This window comes from Ancylomarina sp. YFZ004 (assembly GCF_054254355.1).
The window spans coordinates 46204-58857 of the sequence record NZ_JBTCHQ010000007.1; the positions used below are offsets into that span (position 1 = coordinate 46204).

General features: G+C 36.5%; 9 protein-coding genes and 4 tRNA genes. 10 read left to right on the plus strand and 3 right to left on the minus strand.

Annotation, left to right across the window (positions count from 1 at the left end):
- Positions 1–50 precede the first annotated feature (50 nt).
- Positions 51–449, minus strand: a complete 399-nt coding sequence (locus ACXR6G_RS12335; RefSeq protein ID WP_458361741.1) for a hypothetical protein — start codon at positions 447–449, stop codon at positions 51–53.
- A 128-nt stretch (positions 450–577) separates the two neighbouring features.
- Complete coding sequence (gene purL / locus ACXR6G_RS12340) at positions 578–4267, minus strand: phosphoribosylformylglycinamidine synthase (RefSeq protein WP_458361742.1); 3690 nt, start codon at positions 4265–4267, stop codon at positions 578–580.
- 658 nt (positions 4268–4925) lie between these two features.
- Here purL and mce point away from each other — a divergent pair.
- From mce to ACXR6G_RS12385, 9 genes are all read left to right on the plus strand, one after another.
- Positions 4926–5330 (plus strand): methylmalonyl-CoA epimerase, encoded by a 405-nt coding sequence (gene mce / locus ACXR6G_RS12345; protein WP_458361743.1) that lies wholly within the window; start codon positions 4926–4928, stop codon positions 5328–5330.
- A gap of 38 nt (positions 5331–5368) precedes the next feature.
- Positions 5369–6925: an acyl-CoA carboxylase subunit beta gene (locus tag ACXR6G_RS12350; RefSeq protein ID WP_458361744.1), complete on the plus strand. Its 1557-nt coding sequence runs from the start codon at positions 5369–5371 to the stop codon at positions 6923–6925.
- A gap of 13 nt (positions 6926–6938) precedes the next feature.
- Positions 6939–7292, plus strand: coding sequence for an OadG family protein (locus tag ACXR6G_RS12355; RefSeq protein WP_458361745.1), 354 nt, complete (start codon positions 6939–6941; stop codon positions 7290–7292).
- 4 nt (positions 7293–7296) lie between these two features.
- Positions 7297–7716, plus strand: a complete 420-nt coding sequence (locus tag ACXR6G_RS12360) for a biotin/lipoyl-containing protein (protein WP_458361746.1) — start codon at positions 7297–7299, stop codon at positions 7714–7716.
- Between the two features lie 25 nt (positions 7717–7741).
- Positions 7742–9382, plus strand: coding sequence for a sodium ion-translocating decarboxylase subunit beta (locus tag ACXR6G_RS12365; protein WP_458361747.1), 1641 nt, complete (start codon positions 7742–7744; stop codon positions 9380–9382).
- 198 nt (positions 9383–9580) lie between these two features.
- Positions 9581–9653: transfer RNA gene (locus ACXR6G_RS12370), tRNA-Gly, on the plus strand.
- A 43-nt stretch (positions 9654–9696) separates the two neighbouring features.
- A tRNA-Gly gene (locus ACXR6G_RS12375) sits at positions 9697–9769 on the plus strand.
- 42 nt (positions 9770–9811) lie between these two features.
- Positions 9812–9884: transfer RNA gene (locus ACXR6G_RS12380), tRNA-Gly, on the plus strand.
- A 42-nt stretch (positions 9885–9926) separates the two neighbouring features.
- A tRNA-Gly gene (locus ACXR6G_RS12385) sits at positions 9927–9999 on the plus strand.
- 161 nt (positions 10000–10160) lie between these two features.
- On the opposite strand, the gene ACXR6G_RS12390 is transcribed toward ACXR6G_RS12385, so the two are convergent.
- Positions 10161–11411 carry an aminotransferase class I/II-fold pyridoxal phosphate-dependent enzyme gene (locus ACXR6G_RS12390; protein WP_458361748.1) on the minus strand — a complete coding sequence of 417 codons (1251 nt, stop codon included), beginning with the start codon at positions 11409–11411 and terminating at the stop codon, positions 10161–10163.
- A gap of 377 nt (positions 11412–11788) precedes the next feature.
- Here ACXR6G_RS12390 and ACXR6G_RS12395 point away from each other — a divergent pair, with 377 nt between their 5' ends.
- Entirely contained in the window at positions 11789–12601 is an 813-nt protein-coding gene (locus tag ACXR6G_RS12395) for an outer membrane protein assembly factor BamD (RefSeq protein WP_458361749.1), read from the plus strand.
- Positions 12602–12654 lie beyond the last annotated feature (53 nt).

Genomic DNA, 12654 nt, shown 5'->3' on the forward strand with positions numbered 1-12654 from the left:
AATGGTTTGCCCATAGTCTATATTTAAATTCATTAATTAGTCTTGAGTAATTACTTAATTTCCCTAATTAATTTTAAATTACTGTTATTATTACCCATGGTTTGTGATTCCTTAAAAAGAAAACTGTGCGTTGAATTAACTTCTAGTTTAAAGTCACGTTTGCTTTCAAAGGACACTTCTTTTCCTTTTGAATAGACACCAATTATACCAGCACCAGAACCTAATGATTTCTCTACAGTTGCAATTATTTCATTATAACTATCATGAGAAATAATATTTGTTATTTTTATGTTTAGAGCAAGTGTTCCCGGTGAAAACTTGGGTTTTGTGATTGGAATTTCTTTGTTTACTTGAGCAGAATCAGCTACCGATTTCTTATGGGTGTCCTTCTGGTTAGCGCATGAAAATGTGATAGATAGGATGGATATGAGTAAGGCGAAATGTTTCATAGTATGGCTTGTTTTGATTAGTTCGAAGCACAAGGTATAAAAAAAATCGAAAAAAGTATATTTTTATAGTAGATGAAAAAGCCCCCTTTCCTATTGGAAAGAGGGCTTCTAAATATATGGATGTGTGATTATTTATGTTTTGCAATCCACTTTCTTGCGTTAACAAAAGCTTCAATCCAAGGACTCAATTCATCCTCTAATCTATCTTCATTATAGTAAGCCCAGTTCCAAGGATAGGTTGCACGCTCCAAGTGAGGCATCATTGCTAAATGACGTCCATCATTAGAGCAAATAGCTGCAGTTTCGAATGGAGAACCATTAGGATTTGCAGGATAATCTTTGAAGCTGTACTTCATTGGAATTTGATACTTGTCTTCACCATATGGTAAATTAAACTTACCTTCCCCGTGAGCAACCCAAATACCAAGACGACTACCAGCAAGTGTAGAAAGCATAACTGAATTATTAGCTTCAACTTCAACATTGACAAATCCAGATTCGAATTTATGAGATTCGTTATGAATTAGTTTTGGATGCTTATCGTGTTCAGGGTAAATTAAGCCTAGCTCAGAGATTAACTGACAACCATTACAAACACCTAAACTTAGTGTGTCTTCACGCTTGTAGAAATCTTCGAGAGCTTTTTTAGCTTTCTCATTATAAAGGAATGCTCCAGCCCAACCTTTAGCCGAACCTAAAACATCTGAATTAGAGAAACCACCAACAAAAACAATCATGTTAACATCAGAGAAATCAGAGCGACCAGAAATTAGGTCAGTCATATGGATGTCTTTAACGTCCATTCCAGCTAAATGCATCATCCAAGCCATCTCTCTATCACCATTCACACCTTTTTCACGGATGATAGCGGCTTTGATTCCCGATTTGTCTTTACGTTTAGGATCGATACCATATTGCTCAAATTTACCAGTGAAATTCTCTGGAAACTTGTAACTTAAATTATTCTCTTTATAAGATTTGAAACGCTCTAAAGCTAAGTCATTACCAGATTGACTGCGATCTAATAGGTATGAGGTTTTGTACCATAAATCACGCAAAGAAGCAACATCAAGCGATAAGTTTTTATCTGCTTTAGTGATTGTCATCTTTCCTGCTTCAGCTGGTGTTCCAATTTTATGGAAGATAATTCCAGCTTCAGTAAGAACTTTGCTTACAGAATTGAAATCTTCTACCTGAATGATAACACTAGGATTCTCGCTAAATAGAACTTTGATTAAATCAGTTTCTTGAATTTCATCAAGATTAATTGAAGCGCCAAGCTTATTATCTGCAAAGCACATTTCAAGTAATGCAGTAATCATACCACCAGAAGAAATGTCGTGACCAGCAAGAATCTTTCTATCTAGAATAAGTTGTTGAAGTGTTTCGAAAGTTTTAGCAAAATATTTAGCATCGTTTACATTAGGAGTAGTCTTTCCTAATTTATTGACGATTTGAGCAAAACTACTACCTCCTAATTGGAAATCATCTTTCGAAAAATCAATATGTAATAGGTGAGAATTTGCAACATTTTTCATCACTGGGCTAACCATGCGATTGATATCAACAATTTCACCAACAGTAGAAATAATTACAGTTCCTGGAGCATAAACCACATCATCCTGCCCATATTTCTGAGTCATAGATAATGAGTCTTTACCAGTTGGAACGTTTAAGCCAAGTTCAATTGCGAATTCACTAATTGACTCAACAGCTTTATAAAGACGAGCATCTTCACCTTTATTTTTACAAGGCCACATCCAGTTGGCAGAAAGTGAAACACCTTTAATACCTTGCTCAATTGGAGCCCAAACTAAATTCGTTAACGATTCTGCAATAGAAAGGCGAGAACCGTTAGCTGAATCAACAAGAGCAGAAACAGGAGCGTGCCCAATAGAAGTTGCAATACCTTTTTCACCTTGGAAGTCAAGAGCCACAGCTCCTAAGTTATTTAGAGGCAATTGAAGAGGACCAGCACATTGCTGCATTGCAATTTTACCTGTAACAGAACGGTCTACTTTGTTAGTTAACCAATCTTTACAAGCAACAGATTCCAATTGTAAAACTTCTTCAAGGTAATCTTCTAACTTATCAGCTTCGTAAGCAACTTCTTCGAATGTCTCAACGACTGTTTCGTCAATCATGACAGTTTTTGGTGGTTTACCAAACATTTCAGAAAGACCAAGATCGATAGGATTTATCCCAGTTTTTTTATCTTCGAAAGTGAAACGCATGTCGCCAGTTGTTTCACCAATAGTGTATATAGGAGCTCGTTCGCGATCAGCAATACGAGTTAATAGTGCCACATCATCTTTTCCAATAACTAATCCCATTCTTTCTTGAGACTCGTTACCAACAATTTCTTTTGCAGATAGGGTAGGATCACCTACTGGAAGAGCGTTAAGATCGATCTTGCCTCCAGTTTCTTCAACCAATTCCGATAGACAGTTAAGGTGACCACCCGCGCCATGATCGTGTATAGAAACAATAGGGTTGTGATCAGACTCAGCCATTGCACGTATTGCGTTGCAGACTCTTTTTTGCATTTCAGGATTTGAACGCTGAACAGCATTTAGTTCAATTGAATTATTGAATTCACCTGTAGCAACCGAAGATACAGCAGAACCACCCATTCCAATTCTGTAGTTGTCACCACCTAAAAGGACAACTTTGTCACCTTTTTTAGGGACATCTTTCTGGGCTTGCTCTAATCGGCCATATCCAACTCCACCTGCTTGCATGATGACTTTATCGTAACCGTATTTTTTGTTGTTTTCGAAATGCTCGAAAGTCATTACCGAACCACAGATTAATGGCTGACCAAATTTGTTCCCGAAATCACTTGCACCATTCGATGCTTTGATAAGAATTTCTTCTGGAGTTTGGTATAACCATTTGCGAGGGTCAGTCGCGTTTTCCCAATTTCTTGTTGCTTCAAGTCTAGGATATGCTGTCATATATACAGCTGTTCCTGCCATTGGTAAAGACGCTTTTCCACCTGCGATACGATCTCTAATTTCACCACCTGTACCAGTTGCAGCACCATTAAATGGTTCTACTGTTGTAGGGAAGTTGTGAGTTTCTGCCTTTAATGAGATGACAGTATCAATATCTTTGGTGTAGAAAAAATCTGCTTTATCGTGTGAGGCTGGAGCGAACTGCTCAACTCTAGGTCCCCCAAGGAATGCACAGTTGTCTTTGTAAGCTGAAACAATTCGGTTGTGATTCTCTTTTGAGGTTTTTTTGATTAGCTGGAAAAGAGAAGATTCTTTTTCTTCACCATCTATTATAAACGTACCGTTAAATATTTTGTGACGGCAGTGCTCTGAGTTGACTTGAGAAAAACCGAATACTTCTGAATCAGTTAGTTTACGATCAATTTTCTTTTCAACCTCTTCAAGGTATTTAACTTCTTCTTCGCTTAATGCCAAACCTTCTTGTTTGCTATAGGCTCTAATGTCTTCGATGTAAATAACAGGATCAGCTTGTTTTTCAATGGTGAAAATTTCTTGATCTAAATTTTCATATGAATTTTGAAGCATAGGATCGTACTGAGGATTCTCAGTCTCAATTTGTATGAATTCTTCTATTCGAAGGATTCCGTTTAATCCCATATTTTGAGTTATCTCAACAGCATTGGTACTCCAAGGAGTAATCATCTCTTTACGAGGTCCTACAAACTTACCAGTTATAGTCTCGCTAGTTAGGATTTCAGCATCGCTAAATAGCCAAGATAATTTAGCTGTGTCAATTGCATTTAATTCGAGAGAACAATGTACTCCGTAATGAACTTTACCTTTTTTAAAGAATAGTATCATCTTAAATTTTTTATAAAAATTGGTTGAAAGCAGATTTCGCTGCAAATATAGTTAAAGAGTTTGATTTTGTAGAGCCGAGATAAGGGAAAATCAATGTTTTTAATGCTGCTGTTTTTGTAAAACAGCCTTCTTTTTTAATGAGAAATAATATTTTCTTGATTGATCTGATTCTTAGGTTGAAACAATAGTGATATGCTTATTTGTTTTGCTTGTGTTGTAAAGAGGTCTTAAATTGCGTAGATGTAAATTGAAAGGATGATTTGTTCTGGCTTATTTTGAAACGGTGTTCGGTTTTGAGTGCAAAAAATGAGTTTGAAGACTAATCCCTTGTTAAAAAATAGCTGACTCTATATTTCGGAAACTGTTTTTTTTTTCTAAAAAGGCGAAAACCATCTTCATTTGTTAAAATGAAAATTAAGAATAGTGCAAAGGTTTTCGTATATGCTGAATTTCAATCAGGTTTGAGCTTTGTTTTGAAAAATACCAAGCAATTTTTGTATTATGTAACAGTCTTTGTATCAATTTAGAAAGGCTGGTTTGAGTTTACTTATTTGAACATGTTGAAGAACAAGTATAATAATCAAAGAAAACGTTGATTATCGTTTTTCATTTCAATATTTTTGTCACGAAAATTATTCAATCAAAATATAATTTAATTATGAAACCGACACATATTGAGCACATCGGAATTGCTGTTAAAAGCTTAGAAGAAGCTATTCCATTTTACGAGAAAGTATTAGGATTAGAGTGTTATGCTATTGAAGAAGTTGTTGATCAGAAAGTAAAGACTGCATTTTTCAAAGTGGGTGATGTAAAAATCGAATTACTTGAGTCTACTGATCCTGAAGGGCCAATTGGTAAATTCGTAGCGAAGACAGGTGGCGGTATGCATCACTTAGCATTTGCTGTGGAAGATGTTCAAGAAGCATTGAATGATGCTGAAGAAGCAGGATGTCAGTTGATTGATAAGACTCCTCGTGGTGGAGCTGAAGGCTTAACTATTGGCTTTTTACACCCTAAGTCAACTCAAAGAGTTTTGACTGAGCTTTGTGGAAATAAATAAGAATACTCAATTATTATATATTATAACTAATAGAAGTTATGGCTAGTCAGGATAAAATTAAGAAGTTAATTGACTTAAGAGCTGAAGCTAAACTTGGCGGAGGCGTGAAGCGTATTGAGTCTCAGCACAAGAAAGGTAAGTATACTGCTCGTGAACGAATCGAGATGCTTTTGGATGAAGGCAGTTTCGAAGAATTCGATATGTTTGTGACTCATCGTTGTACCAATTTTGGTATGGAGAAGACTAAATTCTTAGGCGATGGTGTTATTACAGGTCAAGGTACTGTAGATGGACGTTTGATTTTTGTATACTCTCAGGATTTTACAGTATTTGGTGGTTCTTTATCTGAAACTTTTGCACAGAAGATTTGCAAGGTTATGGATATGGCAATGAAAGTTGGTGCACCTTGTATTGGAATGAATGATTCAGGTGGAGCTCGTATTCAGGAGGGTGTAACTGCTCTTGCTGGTTATGCTGAGATTTTCCAAAGAAACATTATGGCGTCTGGAGTTATTCCTCAGATTTCTGCAATTTTCGGTCCTTGTGCTGGTGGAGCAGTTTATTCTCCTGCATTAACTGACTTTATCATGATGACTGAAGAGAAGTCATACATGTTCGTTACTGGTCCTAAGGTTGTTAAGACTGTGACTGGTGAAGATATTACAACTGAAGCTTTGGGTGGTGCACATATGCACGCTTCAAAATCAGGTGTTTCTCACTTCAAATTGGAAGACGAAGAAGAAGGTATCATGATTATTCGTAAGCTGTTATCTTTTATGCCTTCGAATAATCTTGAAGAAGCTCCTTTGGCTGACTGTACTGACCCTATCGATAGATTAGAAGATGTATTGAATGAGATTATTCCAGCTAATCCTAACATGCCTTATGACATGAAGGATGTAATTTATTCTGTTGTTGATGATGCTGAGTTTCTAGAGGTTCACCGTCACTATGCAAAGAATATTCTTGTAGGTTTCTCAAGAATGGGTGGTATGCCAGTAGGTATTGTTGCCAATCAGCCTAATTTCCTTGCTGGTGTTCTTGATATTGAGTCTTCAAGAAAAGCTGCTCGTTTTATCCGTTTCTGTGACTGTTTCAATATTCCTATCCTTACTTTAGTTGACGTTCCAGGATTCCTTCCAGGTTCAAGTCAAGAATTCGGTGGTATTATTACTCACGGTGCGAAACTAATGTTTGCATATGGTGAAGCTACTGTTCCTAAAGTAACAATCACTTTACGTAAATCATATGGTGGTGCTCATGATGTAATGTCTTGTAAGCAACTACGTGGCGACCTAAATTACGCTTGGCCTTCAGCTGAGATTGCAGTAATGGGTGCTAAAGGTGCTATCGAAGTACTACATGGTAGAAAAATGATGGAGCTTAATGATGATGAGAAAACTAAATTCATTAACGAGCAAGAGATAGAGTATAACGAGAAATTTGCTAATCCATACAATGCAGCTTCATACGGTTACATTGATGATGTGATTGAGCCTCGTAATACACGTTTTAGAGTGATTCGTGCCTTCCAATCTTTACAGACTAAGAAGCAATGTAATCCAGCTAAAAAGCATTCAAATATTCCATTGTAAAAAATAATAAACTATGAGTTATATCAATTTATTATCGATTGGAAGTCAGGGTGGATGGACAATTGCCTTGGTTGGATACGGTATTGTATTTACCGCTTTGATAGCCTTGGTTATTGTTTTTGTAAACCTGCCTAAGCTTTTGCAAATCAATCTTAGATCGAAGCTTAAAAAGCAAGGTAAGTCAAGTTCGAACAGTGAGAATTTGGATATTGAAGGAAATGTGAATGCGGCAATTGCTATGGCACTTTACATGCACTTCGATCAGATTCACGATGAAGAGAGCAATATTATTACCATTAAGAAAGTAACTAAGAATTATTCTCCATGGAGTTCTAAGATTTATGGAGTAATGAATCAACCAAGATAAGACGATGAAAAAGTTCAAATTTACTATAAAAGGACAAGATTTCGATGTTGATATCAAAGAGATCGAAGGTTCAAATGCTCAAATTGAAGTAAACGGTACTGTTTACGATGTTGAGATTAAAGTTGATGAAAAAGCTAATAAAACACCTCAGTTGATTCGTAGACCTGTCATTAACAAGCCAGGTGAAGGTCAGATTAAGAAATCTGCAGGTGCTTCAGCAGTTAAAGCTCCTCTTCCGGGTACTATCATAAAAATTGGTGTTGCTGTAGGTGATGCAATTAGTTCTGGTGACACTTTACTTGTAATGGAAGCCATGAAAATGGAAAACAACGTATTGGCTGAAAAAGCTGGTACTGTTAAAGCTATTAAAGTAAATGTTGGAGATGCAGTACTTCAGGATGATGTACTTATTGAAATAGGGTAAATCAAATTAAGTCAAATACAACGTAATGAGAAACCTATATAAAATGATATTCTCACTTGTTTTGATGCTAGGGATGGCTTTCTCATCTCTAGCTCAAAATACGGGGACTGTCAAGGAACAATTAACTGAAGGGAAATGGATCAATCATCAAGATGGTTATATTCCAAATGCCTTAGGTGATGAAAGTAGAGGAACAGTAAAACGTTATAAGATTTTTGAATTCCAAGCAGACAAAACGTTTACTATGGATTCAATTAAGCAGCGTTTTACAGGACACTGGACTATTGAAGCTAATAAGGTTATTATGACCTTTAATAAGAAAAATGTTCAGCACCTTAGTAAGAATAGAAATCCAAACTCAAACTCAGGATCTTATTGGATATCTACCGAGAACCTTGATTTAGGGACACGTGTAGCTCAAATTAGTGATGATGTTCTTAAGTTTGGTGACAATGCTGAATTTAATTGCGCTCACGAGTCAGATGCCGTAGTTGGATTAAAAAACTTTTACGAGTTTACTGGTTTTGCTAATGTAACGGCTGGTCACTTATTGATGATGCTAATCGGGATCTTCTTCCTTTTCTTAGCTATTAAGTACGATTACGAGCCATTATTGCTTATTCCTATTGGAACAGGTATTTTGATTGGTAATATTCCAATGTTCCAAGCTGTAGACTTTAACCTAAAGTTAGGTGTTTATGAGCCAGGATCAGTAATGAACTTACTGTACTCAGGTGTATTGCAAGGATGGTATCCTCCTTTGATTTTCTTAGGAATTGGTGCTATGACTGACTTCTCTTCATTAATATCAAACCCACGTTTGATGATTCTTGGAGCTGCAGCTCAGATTGGTATCTTTGCTACATTCTTGGGAGCTCTTTGGTTAGGCTTTGCGCCACCAGAGGCAGGAGCTATTGGAATTATTGGTGGTGCCGATGGTCCTACAGCGATTTTCCTTTCGTCTAAGTTAGCTAATGGTATGAATGTGATGGCTAACGGTGAAACCGTGAAGAACTTGATCGGTCCTATCGCGATTGCGGCTTATTCGTATATGGCTTTGGTTCCTGTTATTCAGCCTCCAATTATCAATTTGTTGACAACTAAGAAGGAACGAATGATTAAGATGAAAGCACCACGTGCCGTAACTCGTCTTGAGAAAATTATGTTCCCTGTTATTGGTCTATTATTAACAGCTTACATCTCACCAACTGCAGTTCCATTGTTGGGTATGTTGTTCTTTGGTAACTTACTAAAAGAATCAACTGTAACCAACCGTTTAGCTGAAACTGCAAGTAATGCATTGATTAATGTCATTACAATCTTGCTTGGTGTTACTGTTGGTGCATCAACACAGGCTGATGTATTCTTAACTCCCGATTCAATTTTGATATTCGTATTGGGTGCTGCATCATTTATTGTTGCAACAGCTGGTGGTGTATTGTTTGCTAAGGTTATGAACCTTCTTTCACCAAAAGATCGTCCTATCAATCCAATGATTGGTGCGGCTGGTGTATCTGCTGTTCCTGATAGTGCTCGTGTAGTACAAGTGATGGGATTGGAGAATGATCCAACAAACCACTTGTTAATGCATGCAATGGCGCCTAACGTATCTGGTGTGATTGGTTCAGCAGTAGGAGCTGGTATTCTATTGAGTTTCTTAATGTAAGAGTTATTCTACATTTTGATAGATATATTCAAAAACACCTCTGAAATTCAGAGGTGTTTTTTTATTGTTATTTTTTTGATGAAAAACTTGCTGAAACGTAGAGAATACCTATATTTGCATCGCAATTGACAAGGATAATACTTAATATTTATTCTTCGATTTGTTTTCTCAATAACGATTGAGAATAGAGCGTAAATTGCGAGAATAGCTCAGTTGGTAGAGCACGACCTTGCCAAGGTCGGGGTCGCGAGTTCGAGTCTCGTTTCTCGCTCAAATCAGTTTTTCTTTTCTGATTTATATAAAAAAAAGAAATTGCGAGAATAGCTCAGTTGGTAGAGCACGACCTTGCCAAGGTCGGGGTCGCGAGTTCGAGTCTCGTTTCTCGCTCAAATCAGTTTTTCTTTTCTGATTTATAAAAAAAAAGAAATTGCGAGAATAGCTCAGTTGGTAGAGCACGACCTTGCCAAGGTCGGGGTCGCGAGTTCGAGTCTCGTTTCTCGCTCGAATCAGTTTTTCTTTTCTGATTTATAAAAAAAAAGAAATTGCGAGAATAGCTCAGTTGGTAGAGCACGACCTTGCCAAGGTCGGGGTCGCGAGTTCGAGTCTCGTTTCTCGCTCAGAAAATTCATTTATGAATTATATGAGCATAAAAGTATAAGGATTGTTTCTTCGGAAGCGATCCTTTTTTTATATGCGTGAATTTTAATGTCTAAGATGAGTTTTAAGCCAAAAAAAGCGACACCAGCTGGTGTCGCTTTTACTTATATCAATAGTGTGCTTATTGCTTGAAGATATCAGCAAATTTTTCATTGCTATACTTACCTTCTTTTAATTTAGCAGCTACATCCTTAAATGCGTTTACAGTGTACTCAACATCCTCAAGCGTATGAGTTGCTGTTGGAATCAAACGTAGTAATAATTGTCCTTTAGGAATTACAGGATAAACTACGATAGAACAGAAAATATTATAATTCTCTCTAAGATCCATTGTAACCTGAGTTCCCTCAGCAACACTACCCGATAAATAAACTGGTGTTACAGGAGATTCTGTTACTCCAATATTTAATCCAGCTTTTGTTAATCCCTCTTGCAAAGCATTAGTTACGTTCCAAAGTTTCTCACGCAATTCCGGAGAATTTTTAAGTAACTCCAAGCGCTTAAGAGATCCTTCTACGATAGGCATTGGCAATGATTTCGCAAAAATTTGAGATCTCATTGTATATCTTAGGTAAGTACCAACTTCTTCGCTACACGCGATAAAAGCACCGATACCAGCCATTGCTTTAGCAAAAGTGCTAAAGTGTAAATCTACTTTATCTTCAACACCGAAATGTTCAATCGCACCAGCACCAGTTTTTCCCATCACACCAAATCCGTGTGCATCATCAACTAGTAAGCGGAAATTGAAATCATCCTTAAGATCACAAATCTCATCCAATTTACCAAGGTCTCCAGCCATGCCGAATACACCTTCAGTAATCACTAGAATGCCACCACCAGTGTTCTCAGTCCACTTTGTAGCGCGCTCAAGCTGTTTGTGAAGGCTTTCCATATCGTTGTGAGAGTAAACGAAACGTTTCCCTTGGTGAAGTCTCAAACCATCCATGATACATGCATGTGACTCTGAGTCATAAACGATAACATCATGACGATTAACCATAGCGTCGATGATAGAAACCATTCCCTGGTATCCAAAATTTAAAAGAAAGGCATCTGGTTTTTTAACGAAATCAGCCAATTGAGCTTCTAACTCTTCGTGGCGACTTGTTTGACCGGACATCATACGAGCTCCCATTGGATATGCTAATCCCCATCTTGCAGCTGCCTCAGCATCTTCTTTTCTTACTTCAGGGTGATTTGCTAATCCGATGTAGTTATTCAAACTCCATGTTAAGACTTCTTTACCACGAAATTTCATTCTTGATCCAATTTCGCCTTCCAATTTAGGAAATGCAAAATATCCATGAGCTTGCTTAGCGTATTGCCCTAGATTTCCTTTTTTTGAGGTAACTTTGTCAAATATATCCACAGTCTATGCTTTTTTTGAATTTTAAATATTCTGAATGGAGTTATGGGATTCAGAACGGAAAAATTTTCGAAATGAATTCATAACTGTGCAAAAGTAACATTTTATAAAAAAAAATCAAGAGATAGATGCAGTAGATTTTGCTCACTATTTAATAATAAATGATATTAAGCTGAGAACACTATGTTTATAGCCTTTTTCACTTATTGTGTTATAGACTAAGTATTGGTTTAATACATTGAAAAAAGATTGTGAATATCTATCTACTTGATAGTCTTGTTAAAAATATGTAAATGCAACAATATGATAGTGTGAAATGTTCAAAATTGGCGGAAAATTCTATCTTTGCATGATACGAAAATTGTAGAGTCCTTATACCTATGAAAAAAATCCTTTTGTTGATCGTGCTTCTTTCTACGCTTTTAGCTGGATGTAGCGAATATCAAAAACTTCTGAAGAGTAATGATACTACTCTGAAATACAAGAAAGCCATTGTATATTATAACGAAGAACAGTATGTGAAAGCTGCAACGCTTTTCGAAGAACTAACTCCTGTGTTTAGAGGAACAAGCAAAGCTGAAACGGTGAGCTATTATAGTGCTTATTGTGCTTACGGTATGTCAGATTTTATAACAGGTGGTTACTATTTCCGTAGCTTTGTTAAGAATTTTCCTGATAGTCCTTATTCAGAAGAGTGTTTGTATATGAGTGCCTATTGTTATTATAAAGAATCGCCAAAGCCTCGATTGGATCAAACTTCAACGCAAGATGCCATTGATGCATTACAATTGTATATTAATCGTTATCCAAACTCAACTCGAATTGAGGAAGGGAATAAACTGATAGATGAGTTACAAGATAAATTGGTTTATAAATCTTACTTAAGTGCTCGTAACTATTTTGATAGAGGGCATTTTCCATCAGCAATTATCGCATTAGATAATGCAATTAAAGATTATCCAGGTTCATCCTATCGTGAAGAGCTTCTGTTTATGCTTTTAGAATCTCGCTTTGAATATGCTATATTATCGGTTGATGAAAAGCAAAATGAGCGTTTCAATTTGGCTAAAGAAGAATATTTTGCTTTTGTAGATGAGTTTCCAAAAAGCAAGTACCAGAAGGATACGGAGCGTATGATCAATGAGATTGAAGCTTATTTTGGAAAAGATAAATCTGCAAAAGAAGATAATTAGTTATAAATTAGAGGAAAACTATTAAAAAATTGTATTTTTGCAAGCTGAACTAA